Annotated in this window: 16 protein-coding genes; 12 read left to right on the top strand and 4 right to left on the bottom strand. The window is 67.1% G+C overall.

All coding sequences use genetic code 11. The features are described from left to right. Nucleotides 1-116 precede the first annotated feature (116 nt). The gene (locus tag OLX02_RS18495) at nt 117-491 is read right to left on the bottom strand and encodes a spore coat protein U domain-containing protein (protein ID WP_264425221.1); all 375 of its coding nucleotides are present in this window, start codon (nt 489-491) and stop codon (nt 117-119) included. A 273-nt stretch (nt 492-764) separates the two neighbouring features. Here OLX02_RS18495 and OLX02_RS18500 point away from each other — a divergent pair, with 273 nt between their 5' ends. From OLX02_RS18500 to OLX02_RS18535, 8 genes are all read left to right on the top strand, one after another. Continuing rightward, a complete protein-coding gene (locus OLX02_RS18500; RefSeq protein ID WP_264425223.1) occupies nt 765-1,964 on the top strand; it encodes a calcium-binding protein in 1,200 nt (399 codons plus the stop codon). Nucleotides 1,965-2,409: 445 nt separating this feature from the next. Beyond that, nucleotides 2,410-4,179, top strand: a complete 1,770-nt coding sequence (locus tag OLX02_RS18505; protein ID WP_264425225.1) for a diguanylate cyclase domain-containing protein — start codon at nt 2,410-2,412, stop codon at nt 4,177-4,179. A 92-nt stretch (nt 4,180-4,271) separates the two neighbouring features. Beyond that, nucleotides 4,272-4,583, top strand: a complete 312-nt coding sequence (locus tag OLX02_RS18510) for an FtsB family cell division protein (RefSeq protein ID WP_264425295.1) — start codon at nt 4,272-4,274, stop codon at nt 4,581-4,583. Between the two features lie 152 nt (nt 4,584-4,735). Beyond that, complete coding sequence (locus OLX02_RS18515) at nt 4,736-6,223, top strand: phospholipase D-like domain-containing protein (protein WP_264425227.1); 1,488 nt, start codon at nt 4,736-4,738, stop codon at nt 6,221-6,223. 19 nt (nt 6,224-6,242) lie between these two features. Further along, on the top strand, nt 6,243-6,854 hold the full coding sequence (folE, locus tag OLX02_RS18520) for a GTP cyclohydrolase I FolE (RefSeq protein WP_264425229.1): 612 nt from the start codon (nt 6,243-6,245) through the stop codon (nt 6,852-6,854). Between the two features lies 1 nt (nt 6,855). Next, on the top strand, nt 6,856-7,308 hold the full coding sequence (locus tag OLX02_RS18525; RefSeq protein WP_264425231.1) for a PaaI family thioesterase: 453 nt from the start codon (nt 6,856-6,858) through the stop codon (nt 7,306-7,308). A gap of 115 nt (nt 7,309-7,423) precedes the next feature. After that, nucleotides 7,424-7,909, top strand: coding sequence for a hypothetical protein (locus OLX02_RS18530; protein WP_264425233.1), 486 nt, complete (start codon nt 7,424-7,426; stop codon nt 7,907-7,909). Further along, a complete protein-coding gene (locus tag OLX02_RS18535; protein ID WP_264425235.1) occupies nt 7,906-8,667 on the top strand; it encodes a TorF family putative porin in 762 nt (253 codons plus the stop codon). The genes OLX02_RS18530 and OLX02_RS18535 overlap by 4 nt, the downstream gene beginning before the upstream one ends. Before the next feature lie 39 nt (nt 8,668-8,706). Here OLX02_RS18535 and OLX02_RS18540 read toward each other — a convergent pair whose 3' ends face one another. From OLX02_RS18540 to OLX02_RS18550, 3 genes are all read right to left on the bottom strand, one after another. After that, on the bottom strand, nt 8,707-10,254 hold the full coding sequence (locus tag OLX02_RS18540) for a S10 family peptidase (RefSeq protein ID WP_264425236.1): 1,548 nt from the start codon (nt 10,252-10,254) through the stop codon (nt 8,707-8,709). Between the two features lie 131 nt (nt 10,255-10,385). After that, on the bottom strand, nt 10,386-10,739 hold the full coding sequence (locus tag OLX02_RS18545; RefSeq protein WP_264425240.1) for a DUF3147 family protein: 354 nt from the start codon (nt 10,737-10,739) through the stop codon (nt 10,386-10,388). Between the two features lie 8 nt (nt 10,740-10,747). Continuing rightward, nucleotides 10,748-11,227: a peroxiredoxin gene (locus OLX02_RS18550; RefSeq protein ID WP_264425242.1), complete on the bottom strand. Its 480-nt coding sequence runs from the start codon at nt 11,225-11,227 to the stop codon at nt 10,748-10,750. A gap of 216 nt (nt 11,228-11,443) precedes the next feature. Here OLX02_RS18550 and ahcY point away from each other — a divergent pair, with 216 nt between their 5' ends. The 4 genes from ahcY (at nt 11,444) to OLX02_RS18570 (ending at nt 16,824) form a co-directional block, all read left to right on the top strand. Next, nucleotides 11,444-12,856: an adenosylhomocysteinase gene (ahcY, locus tag OLX02_RS18555; protein ID WP_264425244.1), complete on the top strand. Its 1,413-nt coding sequence runs from the start codon at nt 11,444-11,446 to the stop codon at nt 12,854-12,856. 181 nt (nt 12,857-13,037) lie between these two features. Continuing rightward, a complete protein-coding gene (locus OLX02_RS18560; protein ID WP_264425246.1) occupies nt 13,038-15,380 on the top strand; it encodes a PAS domain-containing sensor histidine kinase in 2,343 nt (780 codons plus the stop codon). Nucleotides 15,381-15,391: 11 nt separating this feature from the next. After that, nucleotides 15,392-15,841, top strand: coding sequence for a tRNA (adenosine(37)-N6)-threonylcarbamoyltransferase complex ATPase subunit type 1 TsaE (tsaE, locus tag OLX02_RS18565; RefSeq protein WP_264425297.1), 450 nt, complete (start codon nt 15,392-15,394; stop codon nt 15,839-15,841). Then, nucleotides 15,832-16,824, top strand: coding sequence for an aminoglycoside phosphotransferase family protein (locus OLX02_RS18570; protein ID WP_264425248.1), 993 nt, complete (start codon nt 15,832-15,834; stop codon nt 16,822-16,824). The genes tsaE and OLX02_RS18570 overlap by 10 nt, the downstream gene beginning before the upstream one ends. The last annotated feature ends 10 nt before the right edge of the window (nt 16,825-16,834 follow it).

Below are 16,834 nucleotides of genomic sequence, written 5' to 3' on the forward strand. Positions count from 1 at the left end.
AGCAGGCAAGACCCCGAAAGGAGAAACCCGCATCTTGACCCACCGATGATACTCGAAACATAACCTGCAGGCGGGTCACTTCTCGGTGAAAACCCCGGGTCACTTCTCAGCGGCAATCAACACGCGTAGCTCAGACGGTTGGCGCCGTTCGCCAGCTTGCGCGTGGTGACGGTGGTGCCGGCGGTGGTGCCGGCGTTGAGCCCGACGGTAAAGCTGGTGCCGCTGGTGCAGGTCACGTTGAGCGTCGTCGATGCATCGGTCACCGCAGCCGCCGTCGGATCGTAGTTACCGAAAGCGAGGTCGACGGTGGTCAGCGCGCAGGCGGTCTGGACCGTGGTCGATACGCCCATGGTGTTGGTGGCGGTCGCCGCGATGGCAGCCGGCGCGCCGCCAAGAGCAAGCGCCAGCGGAGCCGCCGCGATCACGATCGCGCGGGGAAGGATCGAGCGGGGCAGGAGCGCGGCGGAGTGGGTATGTTTAACGGTTTCCATGCCCGATGTTTACCATTGCGCAAATTAACTGAATCACACCCCGCGACCCCGCCCGAATACGGGGAAGAAAGTAAGTAATCTGAAAGGCATGATCGGTGCGAACAGACGCCGGGAAGATGTTGCCGAACGACCTGCGAACAGCAGCATCTGCGGGGCGTTCTGCCCCAGCGCGCAGATGGAAGATGGGTCGATATTGGGCACATTCCTGCGCCGACTGTCTCGCAAACTTAACTTTGGTGTTCGATAAGGGATGTCTAATGTGATGGGCGAGAAATGTCCGATGTTTTCAAGTTCCTGGGTGTCGGCGACTCGGTTCAATGGTTCGAGCGGGAAGATGACGGTTCGTTCGAACAGAAGTCCGTGAAGCTCAACCAGACGCTGTCGTTCGACCCGCTCACCAGCGACGTCACGCTGCGCTCGACGTTTGACAGCTTCGTTCGCGTGCAGGTCTTCCACCAGACCGCCGACCTGACCGATGACGTCTCGCTCTATGGCGAGCCGACCACCAGCCTCACCGCGCTCGATGGCACGCCGCTCGACGGCGCTCCGGGCGGCCAGGGCAATGGCGGGGGCCATCACGGCGGCAAGGACGATCTCGACAACGACGGCAACGACGACGACCACGTCGTGGGCACCTCGGGCAAGGACGTGCGCCATGGCGGGTTCGGCAACGACCACATCGACGGTGGCCAGGGTGACGACAACCTGACCGGTGACGATGGCGACGACGACGTGCTGGGCGGCGACGGCAATGACAAGCTGTCCGGCGGCACGGGCTTCGACGCGCTGCATGGCGGCAATGGCAACGACAAGGTGACCGGCGGCGACGACAACGACATCCTCACCGGCGACGACGGTAACGATTCACTGTCGGGCGGCAATGGCGCCGATGATCTTTCGGGCGGCACCGGCAAGGACAGCCTCAGTGGCGGCGCTGGCAACGACGTGGTCACCGGCGGCACTGGCGACGACAAGCTCAAGGGCGAACTGGGCGACGACACGCTTTCGGGCGATGACGGCAACGACACGGTCGATGGCGGCACCGGCAACGACCACCTCGATGGCGGGGCTGGCAAGGACGTGCTGAAGGGCGGCGCGGGCGACGATGCGCTGGCCGGTGGCGCCGGGCAGGACCGTTTTCAGGGCGGCGAAGGCGCCGACCGTTTCGTGTTCGTGGACGGCGATTTCGCAGGCTCCACCGCGAAGACGGCCGATCGCATCATCGACTTCAGCCACGGGCAGGGCGACCTGATCGACCTTTCGGGCGTGGACGCCAACACCACGCTTGATGGCGACCAGGCCTTCGCCTTCATCGGCACGGCGGCTTTCAGCGGCACGGCGGGGCAGTTGCATGTCGAAACCGGACGCGGCGGCACGCTGCTGACGGGCGATACCAACGGTGACAGCGTGGCCGATTTCGCCATCCGCCTCGATGGCAAGGTCATTCCGGTCGAAGCCGACTTCGTGCTCTGATCCCGCGCGCGGCTTAGCGGAAAAGGCGGGGCGGACTTCGGTCCGTCCCGCTTTTTTGTGGCCGGTCAGTTCAGGATTGCTTCCATGAAGCTGCCAGCGCAGGTCTCGCCAGACTCTGTCCGGTGCGTGCGCGGTTCGCGGCGGAAGGCGCCATCGGGGAGCTTCGCCCACTTGCCGGCAGTGTGCTTGCCGCACAGGGGGCAGCAGGCCCAGCGTTCTTTCTGGGCGTGCATTTCAGGGGTGAGAAATCGCGGCGACATGGCCACGCATACTATGCAGTCTTGCTGCGGCGCACAATGCAGGGCGTGATTAATTGTCTATGAAAGTTATTGTAATACTGCGCTTTGGCTAGGGTTTCCGAACTTGGTAAAGGCAGTGTTTACCGAGGTTGTCAGGATTTTGGAAAGGTTGCGGTTCCATCCCTGTCAGGATGATCCGGCGGCTTTTGACAGACGCGGCGCTGTTCTCGGTGTTCCTGGGTCTTGCCTTGGCGGTCCAGGCGACCCGGTTCGACGGCGGAGTTGCTTTTGTGTGGGTGGCGACGCCTGCCGCGATCGCCGTGCTTCTCCATGGTGTGCAGCGGCGCTGGCCCGAAGTGCTGGCGCTGGCTGCTTCTGCCACGGTTCTCGCATTCGTCCTGGCGGGGCAGGGACTGGTCGCGGGGGTCGGCATCGCGCTCGCCAACGCCGTTGAGGCGATCGTGGCGGCAGCCCTGCTGCGGCGCGGCCGGGAGGGCGGAGATTTCGCGCCGGGCGATGACGAGGTCGTCGGCGATTTCCTCGTCTATTGTTTCGCCATCGCATTGGTGGGGCCGGCACTGGGGGCGTTCTGTGCCAGCCTGTGGGTGCATCTCGCGCTGGGCTGGTCGTGGTCGGCCATCCTGACAGACTATTTCGTCGCCCATGCGCTGGGCAATATCATCTTCATTCCATTGTTCAGCCTTGTCGCCAGCGGCGATCTGGCGCGCTGGGCAAGGGAGCAGACGGGGCTGGGCCTGTTCGAACAGCTCGGGCTGGCCAGCATTGTCGCGTTGTGCGGATTCGCCGCCTTCGGACAGGATCGGCTGCCGCTGCTCGTCCTGCCGGTGCTGGCCACGATGATGGCGACATACCGCTTCGACCGGGTGGGCGCGACGCTGTCGGTCGTCGTGCTGGCGGCGATCGGTTCGGTGCTCACGATCCGCGGCGTGGGGCCGATGGCGCTGGGGCCGGGCAAGGCAGGGCCGACGGTGCAGTTGCTTCAGGCCTACCTGGCGGTGATCGTGCTCTGCGCGCAGCCGCTGGCGCGCAACATCGCGCAGCGCGGCCGGCTGGAACTGGCCCTGCGCGAGAGCCGCGCGCTCTATCGGTTGCTGGCGGAGAACACCACCGAGGTCGTGCTCAAGACCGACGCCGACGGCTTCGTGACCTACGTTTCTCCGGCGGCGGAGCGCTGCGGGCACTGGTCGGAACGCGACCTGCTGGGGCATCACGTGCTGGAGCGGGTCCATGCCAGCCACAAGGGGCAGGTGAGCGCGCTGTTCGACGCGGCGATCGATGGCGGCGACGCGGCGGCGTGGACCGAATACGTGGCGCTGACGGGCGATGGCAGCGAATGCTGGTTCGAGGTGCAGGCGCATGGGCTGATCGACGAGCACGGCCACGTCTATGGCGCGGTGGCGATCCTGCGCGACATTGCCGAGCGCAAGGCGTTCGAGGAGCAACTGTTCGAGGCCGGGCTTACCGATCCGCTGACGGGACTGTCGAACCGGCGGGCGTTCATCGCCATGCTTCAGCATCATCTCGACGATCAGGCCGGCGGGTGCGTGGCGATGTTCGACCTCGACCATTTCCGCGCCATCAACGACCGTCACGGTCATCAGGTGGGCGACAAGGTGCTGATCCTGTTCGGCAGCCTGGCGCGGTCGCTGGTGCGGGCCGAGGATACCGTCGCGCGCATGGGCGGTGAGAAGTTCGGCATCCTCTTGCCGCGCGCCTCGCCCGATCAGGCGGAGATGGTGTGTCAGCGCATCCTTTCGTCGTTTTCCGGCACGACCCGCGCCATCGGCGATTCGATCATCCGGACCACGGCGAGCGCCGGTGTCGCGCGGCTGTCCGGCACCGCCGACGACGCGATGCGGTCTGCCGACCTGGCGCTCTACACCGCCAAGGCGAAGGGCCGCGACCGGCTGGAAATGGCACCGCGCCTGCGTCCCTCGCAGCAGCCCCGGTGGTAGCGGCTCTTTTCAACGCGAAAACCACGTAATCCGGGCGGTTTATCCGCAATCGTCCTTGAATCGACCGGGCAAGTGTGATTCTGTCAAAAATGATGAAACGCCGTCGTTCCCATCTCCGGTTGCCCCGCGAAAGCCTGACCCAGACGCTGGCGCTTGTCGCGCTGCTGGTGCTGGGCGCGGTGGGGATTGCCGGGCCCAGCGGGCTGCTTTCGTGGAGCGAGAATGCGCGCCTGCTCGACCAGCGCGAGCAGGAAGTGGCGAAGCTTTCGGCGGAACGTGACCGGCTGAAGAACCGTGTGGCGCTGCTCGATCCGCGCCATGCCGATCCCGACCTTGTCGGCGAACTGCTGCGCGCCGATCTCAACGTCGCGCATCCCGACGAACTCGTCATTCCCCGCCAGTAGCCCGCGCGCCGCTTCGGACTTGCGTGCTGTTCGGGAACCGCCTCCCGGCTGTGCCGTTGGCTCTGCGCGAAGCAGGGGGAGCGAGGCGCGCATGATCGGCAATCGAGGGCTTCGGGCTGGCGCTTGCGCCATGCGGACCGCATAAGATCCCCATGGCGGAGCCTTCCAACGACGATACCCCGGTTTCGCCTTCGGTCTGGCGCTATGCCCGGGCAAGCCGTGCCTTCGTGGTTATCGATGCGGCCGACTATTTCCACCTGATGCGCGATGCCATGCTTGCGGCCGAGCAGCGCATCCTGCTGATCGGCTGGGATTTCGACACGCGCATCCTGATCGGAGATGGCCGGCGCTGGTGGAACCTGCCGCGCAAGCGCATCTCGCCGGCGCGGCTGGGCGCTTTCGTGGTGTGGCTGGCGAACCGGCGCAAGCGGCTGGAAGTGCGCGTGCTGAAATGGAACTTCGGCGCGATGAAGGCGATGTTCCGCGGCTCGATGATCCTCGATCTGCTGCGCTGGTGGCGTCACCCGCGCATCGATTTCAAGCTGGACAGCGCGCATCCGCTGGGATGCAGCCACCACCAGAAGATCGTGGTGATCGACGACAAGTTCGCCGTTTGCGGCGGTATCGACATGGCGGGCGACCGCTGGGACACGTCCGAGCACGTCGAGAAGGATCCGCGTCGGCGGCGACCCGGCGGGCAGCTCTATGGCCCATGGCACGATTGCACGATGATGCTGGAGGGCGAGGTTGCCAAGGTGCTGGGCGACTATGGCCGGACGCGCTGGGAGCAGGCTGGCGGCGGCGCCCTGGCCGCGTGCGATCCGCAGGAGGAGAGCCCGTGGCCGGCGCGGCTCGACGCCGAGTTCCACGACGTGGAGGTGGGCATCGCGCGCACGCGCTCGCAATACGGCAACGCACACGAAGTGCGCGAGATCGAGGCGCTGTTCATCGAGCAGATCGGGCGTGCCCGGCGCTTCATCTACGCCGAGAACCAGTACTTTGCCTCGCGCAAGGTGGCCGAGGCCATCGCGCTGCGGCTGGCCGAGCCGGACCCGCCCGAAGTGGTGCTGGTCATGCCCGAAAGCTCGCACGGGTGGCTGGAGCAGACGGCGATGGACGGTGCGCGCATCCGGCTGCACCGCGCGGTCAAGGACAAGGACCATGCCGGACGGTTCAGTGTCTGGATCCCCTACAACGCGGGGGGCACGCCGATTTACGTCCATTCCAAGTTGTTGATCGTGGATGACGAGATACTGCGCGTGGGATCGGCCAACATGAACAACCGCTCCATGGGGCTGGACAGCGAATGCGACGTGTTCATCGACGCGGCGCGGCCGGGGAACGCGAGCGCCGTGTCCGGGATCACGCGCCTGCGCCATACCTTGCTGGCCGAGCATTGCGGTTTGGCGCCCGAGACGGTAGCGCCGCTGCTCGAACGGCATGGTTCGATGGCGGCGATGATTGACGCCAGTCCGATGACGCGGAAGTGTCTGAAGCGTTTCGTGCCGCGCGACCTGGGGGACACGGAGAAGGCGCTGGCGGATGCCGAGGTGCTCGATCCCGAGCGGCCCGAGGAAATGCTGGCGTTCTACCGGCGCGGGGGCCTGTTCAAGAGCCGCATCCTGCGCCGGCCGCGCTGATGGACGGGGAGAGAATGCGATGGTCGACCTGATCGACGATGACGACGCGGATCTGGCGCGGGGCAAGCTGCCGGTGCCGAACGAGGTGCGGGACGCGATCCGCACGCTGATCCGCTGGGCTGGCGACGATCCAGAGCGCGAAGGCCTGATCGATACGCCCAAGCGCGTGGCGCGGGCGTGGAAGGAATATTGCCAGGGTTACGGCGAGGACCCGGCCGCGCACCTCTCGCGCCAGTTCGAGGAAGTGGGCGGCTACAACGAGCTGGTGCTGCTGAAGGACATTCCGTTCCAGTCGCACTGCGAGCATCACATGGCGCCGATCATCGGCAAGGCGGCGATCGCCTATCTGCCGCGCGACAAGGTGGTGGGCATCTCCAAGCTGGCGCGCGTGCTGCACGCCTATGCCCGGCGCCTGCAGATCCAGGAGCGGCTGACCAGCGAAGTGGCCCAGTGCATCTGGACGAACCTGAAGCCGCACGGCGTGGCAGTGGTGATCGAGGCGCAGCACGGCTGCATGACCGGGCGCGGCGTGCGCACGCCGGGCGTGGGCATGGTCACCAGCAGGCTGATGGGCACTTTCCTGGAGGACCAGCGCAGCCGCAAGGAAGTGCTCAGCCTGATGGGCTATTGAGGTGAGCGGGGCAGGGGGAGGCACCGGCGCGGGTTTCGTGCCGGTGATGGACGTTGCCGCGCTCCAGACGTTCCTGCTGGGCGCGTTCCCGGCCGAAGCGCATGGCCGGATCGGCCGGGTGACGCAGATCGCACCGGGCCTTGCGCGGATGACGCTGGAGCCGGGCGAGGACAGCCTCCGCCCCGGCGACCTCGTGTCCGGGCCGACGCAGATGGGACTGGTCGATGTCGCCGCCTATGCCGTGGTGCTGGCGCATATCGGGCCGCAGCCGATGGCGGTGACAAGCAGCCTGACGATGAACTTCCTGCGCGGTGCGCGGCGTGCGCCAGTTCATGCCGAAGCCGCGCTGCTCAAGCTGGGCCGTCGGCTGGCGACCATCGACGTGCGGTTGTGGCAGGACGATCCGGCGAGCCTCGTCGCGCAGGCGACCGCGATCTACGCGCTTCCGGCCTGAAGAGGCTCAGCCAAGAAATGTAACGATCCAGTCGGATCGGCGGAAATGTTCCCGCGGGTAAGCTGTCCGCTTCGTCACCGGCCCCAAAATGCCGGGACGCAGCAGGAGTAGACCCATGATCAGGACGCTTGCCGCCGGCCTTGTTGCCGGCGTTTCCGCATTGTCGCCCGCCGCCGCCATGGCCGAGCCTTTGACGCCTATCGTCCATCGCGAGGCCGTGGCGCATTCGGGCGGGGCGCTGGACACCACTTGGTCGGGCCAGCCGCGCGCGGTGGCCCGGCAGGTCGGCTCTCCGGGAAGCGGTGGCCGGCCCGCGACGCTGCACTGCCATTGGCAGATCGACCTCGAGATCGTGCGCGAGGCCCGGGGCGGCGATGCACAGGCGCTGCGCAGCACCGCCCGTCACCAGGCTGCGTTCGAGGTTCGGCGGCCGGGCTGGTGCGGATCGGCCCGTGCGGCCTTCGCCGGGCAGGGCACGGCGCGCGACGATGCGTTGCGCGCGCACTTGCTTCGCCATGTGGCGCAGGACACCAAGGCCGTGGTAGCGGAAGCCGACCGGCTGCATGAAACCGCACCCCGGGTCGACAGGATGGAATCATGAACCGAATGAATTGGACCAAGGCTGGACCGCTCGTGGCGCTGGCCGGATGCGCGCTGGCCGGGGCGCCGGCCCACGCTGGCGTCGTGCCCACCGGCGGGATCGAGGCGGCGACCGACGAAGTGCGCCGCGGCATCAGCTGGAGCGGCGGCGATCCGGTTGCCTCGGCCGACGTGCAGGCAGAAGTGGCGGGTTTCGACGCCTCTGCGCGCGTGGTCACCACGCGCGGCGCGGACCGCCATGCGGGCGCGGACGCGGTCGCCGATCTGGAACTGGGCAAGAGCTTCGACGCCGGCGCGCTGACGCTGCGCGGTGCCGTGACCGGGCATGTCTTTGCCGGCGCCGAGCGCAAGATGGACTATGTGGAACTGGGCCTTGGCGCGCGCTACGGGCTGGGCCCGCTCGACATGGGCGTGGGCGCGATCTTCGCGCCCAGCCAGTCCGCGATCGGGGGCGACAACCTCTACCTCTACACCAATGCGCGGGTCGGGCTGCCCGCTTTCCCGATCAGCCTGACCGCGGCGGCCGGCTATACCACTGGCGGCAGCGACGGCTCCTTGCGCGCGGCGCGGCTGCGTCCCGGCGGCGACTATGCCGACTGGCGGGTTGGGCTGGAATACAGCCAGTTCCCGTTCACCGTCGGCGTCGACTACGCCGGCAACGACATCAGCAAGGCCCGCGCGCTGGCCAGCGGATCGCCCTATGCCGATGCGGCGCACATCGGTGACCGGGTGGTCGCGCGGCTTCGCTTCGGGTTCTGACTTGGGCTGAGGGTCTGAGGGGGACCGGCCCGGCGCGTTTCAGCGCCGGGCGGCCGTGTCGTACCAGGCCGCGATGTCGTCATGCATCCGCGTTAGTTCGCGCGGGTTGAGATAGACCATGTGGCCGCTCTCGTAATAGCGGAAGGCGATGTTCTGGCGCAGCGCCGGGGTCAGCATCATGTGCGCGACGTCGTACTCGGTGGAGTAGAACGGCGTCGCCGCATCATAATATCCGTTGAGAAACAATACCTTGAGGTCGGGATTTGTGCGCATTGTCGAGGCCAGGTCGACAGCGGTGTTCGGCGCCGGCTGGGGATAGCGTTCACCGGGCGCGCGGTGCTTCCAGTCCCAGTCAAACGTGCCGTCGCGGGCGGACAGCTTGTAGGGCATATCTGTCTTGTAACCAAGAACTTGACTGGCATAGTTGCGGAAGCCAGCGAAGTAGGCGCCGGTGATCGCGGTGCTGGCGGGGTCGTCCTCGGGGCTGTCGGCGTTGGCGTCGCCCACGTTGAGCAGGTAGCGCGTGTCGAGCCGGCCGGTGGCGACGCCGCGGTCGCGCAGCAGCTCGGTCTGGAAGTGCGACAGGCTGATGCGCAAGTTCGCACGCAGGATGAAGTCTTCGGACAGGCCGGTACAGGCGGCCATCCGGCGCGCCACATCGCGCTTCTCCGCATCGGTGATCGCATCGCCCTTGGCCAGCGCAGCGGCATAAGGACCGGCGACGAAGGCGCGCACGTCCGTCAGGAAGGCTTCGAGGCTGGCGGGCCGATTGGGCACGCGGCCGTGATACCACGCGGTGGCGGCGAAGGTCGGAAACAGGATCTGATAGTTCTGGTCGTAGCCGGGCTGGCGCACGCCGTAGTTGAGGATCGTGGACAGCAGGACGATGCCGTCGAGGCTCATGCCGCGTTCCTCCAGCACCGCGCCGACCGCGCCCGAGCGCAGCGTGCCGTAGCTTTCGCCGAACAGCACCTTGGGGCTGGACCAGCGGTTGAACTTGTCGACATAGCGCATGATGCCCCGCGCGAAGGCGTCGGCGTCCTGGTCCACGCCCCAGAAGTCCTTGCCGGTCTTGTCGCCCAGCGGCCGCGACCAGCCTGCGCCGATCGCGTCGATGAACACCATGTCGGTCTTGTCGATCAGCGAATCCGGGTTGGGGCGCACGGCATAGCGGCTGGGCGCGACGTAGATCGGATCGTCGGTGGCGACGCGCACCGGCGCGAAGCTGCCCATGTGCAACCAGACCGTGGGCGAGCCGGGGCCGCCATTGTAGAAGAAGGTGACCGGCCGGTTGCCGCCGCCATCGCGGGTGTAGGCGGTGTAGAACATGGTCGCGACCGGCTTGCCATCGTCATCGCGGATGGTGAGCGTGCCGGCGGTCGCGGTGTAGGCAATCTTCTGCCCGCGCACGGTGACGCTGCCCTTGCTGGTGCTGGCCTGTTCCTCCACCGGCGGGCGGACCCAGGCCTTTTCGACATCGGCCTTCAGTGCTTCGGCGTGGGATTTCGGCTCGGCCGGCTTGTCCTGCGCGAGGACCGGAGTGGCGGCGGTGGCGGCAAGCAGCAGCGCGGACAGCACGGGGCGCATCGTAAATCCCTGAAATGATTGTGGTCTGGTTCTCCGGTCAGAACGGCCGGAGCGCTCGTGCTAGGCGCGAGAGGGTATCGTTTGCAACTACCTTCTTGCCGCCGAGAGGCCCATCAGACAGGCAGGACCACTCAAACAGGCAGGCCGGCGCGGCGGCCAAGAGCGACCATCGCCGTGGTCAGCACGATCGCGGCGAGTGAGCCGGCAATGAGCGTGGGGGCAAGGCCAAGCCCGCGCCGGAACATCAGCGCCATCAGGCCGAAAGCGGGAAGGGCGGCGGCGACATAGCAGGCCGTGCCCAGCACATAATCGGCGGCGCGCGCCGTATCGTGCGTGTCGCGCCACAGCCAGGTGAGCGCGAGCAGGGTGGTGAGGGGCAGGGAACCGACCAGCGCGCCCCAGCCGGGGCTGCGCCGGGCGATTTCGGAGGCAGCGGCGATGAGGATGCCCGAAACGAGCGCCTTGATGGCCAGCTGCCCCCACATTGTTGTTATCAGAGCGTTTCGAGCATGTGCTCGGCCGAGGAGACCTTGAAGTCGCCCGGAGCTTCGACGTTGAGCTGCTCGACCACGCCGTCGTTGACGATCATCGAGAAGCGCTGGCCGCGCGTGCCGAGGCCGAAGCCCGAGCCGTCCATGGTGAGGCCGACGGCCTTGGCGAAATCGGCGTTGCCATCGGCCAGCATGGTGACGTCGGCCGAACCCGAAGCCGCGCTCCAGGCCTTCATCACGAAGGGATCGTTGACGGCGGTGCAGGCGATCTCGTCGATGCCCTTGGCCTTCAGGTCGGCGGCCTTGTCGACATAGCCCGGCAGGTGCTTGGCCGAGCAGGTGGGCGTGAAGGCGCCCGGCACCGAGAACAGCGCCACGCGCTTGCCCTTGAAGTAATCGGCCGACTGGACCGCTTCGGGGCCGTCCTGCGTGGCCTTGACCAGCTTCACGTCGGGCAGCTTGTCTCCAACCGAAATCGTCATCCCCAATTTCCTTTCTTTTACGCTGTTGCCCGCCGGATATAGGCCGGGTGCGTGACAGCGCAACCACAGGTCGGCGCGGCGGCGCAGATTCCCTGCGAACAGATATAAAGGTATCTTTATATTGTGTTTGCGAAAGAAGCCCCGAGCGACTAAGGCTCGGCATAGCAGGGCCTGCTGCGGGCGGGCCGGAAAGACTTTCAATCCAGGAGACAGCTTGTGGCCAGCGTGCTTGCCGACAAGGACTATGTGGTTGCCGACCTTGGCCTCGCCGATTTCGGCCGCGCCGAAATTGCCATCGCCGAAACCGAAATGCCGGGCCTGATGGCCCTGCGCGAGGAGTTCGGGGCCGCGCAGCCGCTCAAGGGCGCGCGCATCACCGGCTCGCTGCACATGACCATCCAGACCGCCGTGCTGATCGAGACGCTGGTCGCGCTCGGCGCCGAAGTGCGCTGGGCGACCTGCAACATCTTCTCGACGCAGGACCACGCCGCCGCCGCCATCGCCGCGCGCGGCATTCCGGTGTTCGCGGTTAAGGGCGAAAGCCTGGCGGATTACTGGGACTACGTGGGCCGCATCTTCGACTGGGATGACGGTTCGGGCCGCACCGCCAACATGATCCTCGACGATGGCGGCGACGCCACCATGTTCGCGCTGTGGGGCGCGCGCGTGGAAGCCGGCGAAGACCTGTTCGAGCCGAGCAACGCCGAGGAAATCGAGTTCGTCCGCGCGCTCAAGGCGTTCCTCAAGGCGAAGCCGGGCTACCTCACCATGTCGGTCGCGCACATCAAGGGCGTGTCGGAAGAGACGACCACGGGCGTCCACCGCCTTTACCAGATCGCCAAGGACGGCAAGCTGCCTTTCCCGGCGATCAACGTGAACGATTCGGTGACCAAGTCGAAGTTCGACAACCTTTATGGCTGCAAGGAATCGCTGGTCGACGCGATCCGCCGCGCCACCGACGTGATGCTGGCCGGCAAGGTTGCCTGCGTGGCGGGCTTCGGCGACGTGGGCAAGGGCTCGGCCGCTTCGCTCCGCAACGGCGGCGCACGCGTGATGGTGACCGAGATCGACCCGATCTGCGCGCTTCAGGCCGCGATGGAAGGCTATGAAGTCGTCACCATGGAAGACGCGGTGCAGCGCGCCGACATCTTCGTGACCGCGACCGGCAACGAGGACGTGATCACCGCCGAGCACATGAAGGCGATGAAGCCGATGAGCATCGTCTGCAACATCGGCCACTTCGACAGCGAGATCCAGATCGCCGCGCTCGACAACTACAAGTGGACCGAAGTGAAGCCGGGCACCGACCTGGTCGAGTTCCCCGACGGCAAGCAGATCATCGTGCTCGCCAAGGGCCGCCTGGTGAACCTGGGCTGCGCCACCGGCCACCCCAGCTTCGTGATGTCGGCCTCGTTCACCAATCAGACGCTGGCCCAGATCGAGCTGTTCACCAAGAACAGCGAATACAAGAACGACGTCTACGTGCTGCCCAAGCACCTCGACGAGAAGGTCGCGGCGCTGCACCTCGAAAAGCTGGGCGTGAAGCTGACCACGCTTTCGGACAAGCAGGCGGCCTATATCGGCGTTCCTTCGCAAGGCCCGTTCAAGCCGGATCACTACCGCTACTAAACGGCGGCAGCGCACAGGTCCGGGCCAAGGCTCGGACCGGTGACGGAAACAAATGCGGCGCTCTCGTGAAAGCGGGGGCGCCGTTTTGTCTTGGCGGTAAACGCTGCTTACGCTCCGCTAATCGCAGGCGTGCCATTGTCCCGCATTGCAATGCGCGGGTGCGCCGCTTAGCGATGGGACGATGCTGCTCAATCATACCGCGCTGGTGCTGATCGGATTGCTGCTGGCGGCATGGACGCTGGCGGCCGTCTGGGCCGTGCTGGCGGCGCGCAAGCGCCTGCGCCGGGCCGAAGCCGCGCAGCGGCTGGCGCGGCGGCTTTCGCGCATGGTCGAGGAATCGCCCGCGCTGCCGCTGCTGGTGCGTGCGGACGGCCGGATCGAGGGGCCGCCGCGGCTGGCCGGGTGGTTCGGGCTGGATGCCATGCCGGGCTACCTCAGCGAACTCGACGCGGGCGAGCGCGGGCTGGACGAAGTGCAGCTGTCGAAGCTGGGCGACGCGGTGCGCCGCGCGCAGAAGTCCGGCGCGCCGTTCCGCATCGCGCTGATCCCGCGCGGCGGCAAGCGCAGCCTGGGTGCGACGGGGCATCTGGCCGACCCGCAGATTTCGCCCGGCGGCGCGGCGCTGGTCTGGTTCTTCGATTTTTCCGACAGCGAGGAGGAACTGCTCCGGCTGCGGAGCGAGACCGCGCAGGCGCGTGCCGACTTCGCCGGGCTTTCCGGACTGATCGAGGCGGCGCCGCTGCCGATGTGGTTCCGCACGCCCGACATGCAGCTGCGGCTGGTCAACAGCGCCTACGTCAAGGCGGTGGGTGCCCGCAGTGCCGAGGACGTGGTCGCGGATGGCATCGAGCTGGTCGAGCCGACCGACGGGCTGACGCCCGCGCAGGTCGCGCGGCAGGTTCATGCGCGCAAGGCTCCGATTTCCCGCATCGTCTCCGCCACGATCGGCGGGCAGCGCCGCTCGCTGCGCGTGTCCGACCTTCCGCTCGGCGAGGAAGGCGTGGCGGGGTATGCCGTCGACATCGAGGAAATGGAGGAGCTGACCCGCCAGTTCCGCCGTTTCCGCGAGGCGCAGCGCCAGATGCTCGACACGCTGTCCGCCGGGATCGCGCAGTTCGACGAGAAGCGGAACCTGGTCTTCGCGAACCAGCCGTTCCTGCGGATCTTCGCGATCCCTCAGGCCTGGGTGGTCGATACACCGCCCTTCGATCGGGTGCTCGACCGGATGCGCGATGGCGGGCGGCTGCCCGAAGTGCGCGACTTTCCCGAATGGCGGCGCGAGCGGCAGGGATGGTTCCTGGCGAGCGAACCGCGCGAGGAGCCATGGCACCTTTCGGACGGCACGCACCTTCGCGTCGTGGGCCAGCCGATGCCCGATGGCGGGCTGCTGATGATCTTCGAGGACCGCACCGAGCAGTTGCAGCTTTCCGCCACGCGCGACACGCTGCTGCGCACGCGCACGGCGACGTTCGACAACCTGTTCGAATCGCTCGCGGTGTTCGGGCCGGACGGCAAGTTGCAGCTGTGGAACCGGCGCTTTGCGGGCGACTGGGGGCTGGAGGAGGATTTCCTCGCCACCCATCCGCGCGCCGACGTGCTGCTGACGCGCATCGCCCGGCAGCTGAAGCGCGCGTCGCAAGTGGGCACGATCGGGCAGGTGATCCAGGCGGCGACGCTGGAGCGCAAGCAGAAGAGCGGACGCATCGCGCTGGCCGATGGACGCCATCTGGAGTTCGCTGGCGTGCCGCTGCCCGATGGCAACGGCCTGCTGACCGTGCTCGACATCACCGATTCGCAGAAGGCCGAGACCGCGCTGCGCGAGCGGAATGCCGCGCTGGTCGAGGCGGATGCGGTGAAGACCCGCTTCATCGCCAACATGAGCTATGAGTTCCGCACGCCGCTGACCTCGATCGGCGGCTTTGCCGAGATGCTGGCCGCCGGGATCGCGGGCGAACTGACGCCGCAGGGGCAGGAATACGTCGCTGCCATTCTCGCCTCGGTCGAGCGGCTGGGGCAGCAGATCGAGAACGTGCTCGACCTGTCGCAGAGCGAGGCCGGCACGCTGCCGCTGGCGCAGGAACGGGTCGAGCTGTTTCCGCTGCTGACCGAAGTGGTGCACGAACGCGCCGAGCGGCTGGCGGCGGGCAAGCTGACGCTGGACCTGCGCGGCAGCGATGCGGTGGGCGCGGTGACGGGCGACGCACGCCGCTTGCGCCGGGCGTTTGGCGAACTGCTCGACAATGCGATTGCGGCCACGCCCGAAGGCGGGCGCATCCTGGTCGAATGTGGGCGGCGCAAGGGGCAGTTGCAGGTCGTGGTATCGGACAATGGCAGGGGCATGGAGCCGGCGGTGCTGGCGCGCGCGCTGGAAGGGCTGAAGATCAGCGCAGACGGGCGCGGCATCGAGCGGCGCAGCGGGCTGGGGCTGCCGCTGGTACGCCAGCTGGTGGAAGCGCACGGCGGCGCGCTGGAAGTGCTGTCGGAACCGGGTGAGGGCACCAGCGCGATCGTGACTCTGCCGTGAGCGAGGCTGGCGTGACAATCCCGCTGCCCGATATCGAGGCCACCGCCGTGCTGGCCCGCCGGATCGCCGGGCGCCTGCGTCCGGGCGATGTCGTGGCGCTTCAGGGCACGCTGGGCGCGGGCAAGACCACGCTGGCCCGCGCGATCGTGGCGGCGCTGGGCTATGAAGGCGAGGTGCCAAGTCCCAGCTTCGCGATCATCGAGGTCTATGACCCGCCATCGGTGCGCCTGCCGCTGGTCCATGCCGATTTCTACCGGCTGGACGATCCGTCGGAGGCGGAGGAACTGGGTCTGGACGATTACCGCGAGGGCGCGGCGCTGCTGGCGGAATGGCCGGAAAACGCCGGCGGCTTCGCGCATGAGCCGGGATGCCTGACGGTCCGGCTGGAAATCTTGGATAACGGGCGCGTGGCCATTGTCGAGCCGGGTCTGGATTGGCTAGAGCGCGGGGCATGGACGTAAGCATTCCCGCTGGTGTCGAACCTTTCCTGGCCGCTGCCGGCTGGACGGGCGCGATTATCGAACCGCTGCCCGGTGACGCATCGTTCCGGCGCTATTTCCGTATCCGCCGGTCAACCGGCAGCGCGATGCTGATGCACGCGCCGCCCCCGCATGAAGATCCGGAACCGTTCCTGCGCGCGGCCAAGTGGCTCGATGCGAACGGCCTCAACGCGCCGCAGATCCTGGCGGAGGATGCGGCGCAGGGCTTCGTCCTGCTGCAGGACTTCGGCGAAGTGCGGATGCGCGAATACCTCGATGCCTGGCCGCAGGACGAGGAGGAAGTCTACCGCTACGCCATCGACGCGCTGCTCCAGCTGCACAAGCTGCCGGCGGGGCCGTTCACGGGCTACAACCTGTCCGAATACCTGCGCGAGGCAAAGCTGTTCGTCGACTGGTACTGCCCGGCGCGGGCGATCTATGTCGATGCGCGAGGCTATGCCTCGGCCTGGGAGGAAGTGCTGATGCCGCTGCTGCCGCACCAGCGGCCGGGCGTGACGGTGATGCGCGATTACCATGCCGAGAACATCATGCTCGACGGCGGGCTGCACCAGCAGGGGCTGCTCGATTTCCAGGACGCGCTGAACGGCCATCCGGCCTACGACCTCGTTTCCCTGCTTCAGGACGCGCGGCGCGACGTGTCGCCCGAACTGGAAGCGAAAATGTTCGACTACTACGTCGAGCGGGCACGGCCGGACTACGATTTCCTTGCCGACTACGCCCGGCTGGGTGCGCAGCGCAACGCCAAGATCGTGGGCATTTTCGTGCGACTGTGGAAGCGCGACGGCAAGCCGCGCTATCTCGACCTGATCCCGCGCGTGTGGGCGCTGCTGGAACGCGACCTTGCGCATCCTGCGCTGGCGCCGGTGGCGGCGTGGTTCGACCAGAACATTCCGGCCGAGCTGCGCGATCCGGCGGGCGTGCTGGGCGGGAGCTTCGCGGCGTGACGAAACCGCT

The organism is Novosphingobium sp. KCTC 2891, assembly GCF_025938155.1.
Taxonomy (GTDB): domain Bacteria; phylum Pseudomonadota; class Alphaproteobacteria; order Sphingomonadales; family Sphingomonadaceae; genus Novosphingobium.

Coding starts and splice junctions, on each gene's coding strand:
- OLX02_RS18535 (WP_264425235.1), top strand. CDS start 7,906: ATGAACCGAATGAATTGGACCAAGGCTGGACCGCTCGTGGCGCTGGCC.
- OLX02_RS18560 (WP_264425246.1), top strand. CDS start 13,038: ATGCTGCTCAATCATACCGCGCTGGTGCTGATCGGATTGCTGCTGGCG.
- OLX02_RS18570 (WP_264425248.1), top strand. CDS start 15,832: ATGGACGTAAGCATTCCCGCTGGTGTCGAACCTTTCCTGGCCGCTGCC.
- OLX02_RS18495 (WP_264425221.1), bottom strand. CDS start 491: ATGGAAACCGTTAAACATACCCACTCCGCCGCGCTCCTGCCCCGCTCG.
- OLX02_RS18515 (WP_264425227.1), top strand. CDS start 4,736: ATGGCGGAGCCTTCCAACGACGATACCCCGGTTTCGCCTTCGGTCTGG.
- OLX02_RS18545 (WP_264425240.1), bottom strand. CDS start 10,739: ATGTGGGGGCAGCTGGCCATCAAGGCGCTCGTTTCGGGCATCCTCATC.
- OLX02_RS18530 (WP_264425233.1), top strand. CDS start 7,424: ATGATCAGGACGCTTGCCGCCGGCCTTGTTGCCGGCGTTTCCGCATTG.
- OLX02_RS18500 (WP_264425223.1), top strand. CDS start 765: ATGTCCGATGTTTTCAAGTTCCTGGGTGTCGGCGACTCGGTTCAATGG.
- OLX02_RS18510 (WP_264425295.1), top strand. CDS start 4,272: ATGAAACGCCGTCGTTCCCATCTCCGGTTGCCCCGCGAAAGCCTGACC.
- OLX02_RS18550 (WP_264425242.1), bottom strand. CDS start 11,227: ATGACGATTTCGGTTGGAGACAAGCTGCCCGACGTGAAGCTGGTCAAG.
- folE (WP_264425229.1), top strand. CDS start 6,243: ATGGTCGACCTGATCGACGATGACGACGCGGATCTGGCGCGGGGCAAG.
- OLX02_RS18540 (WP_264425236.1), bottom strand. CDS start 10,254: ATGCGCCCCGTGCTGTCCGCGCTGCTGCTTGCCGCCACCGCCGCCACT.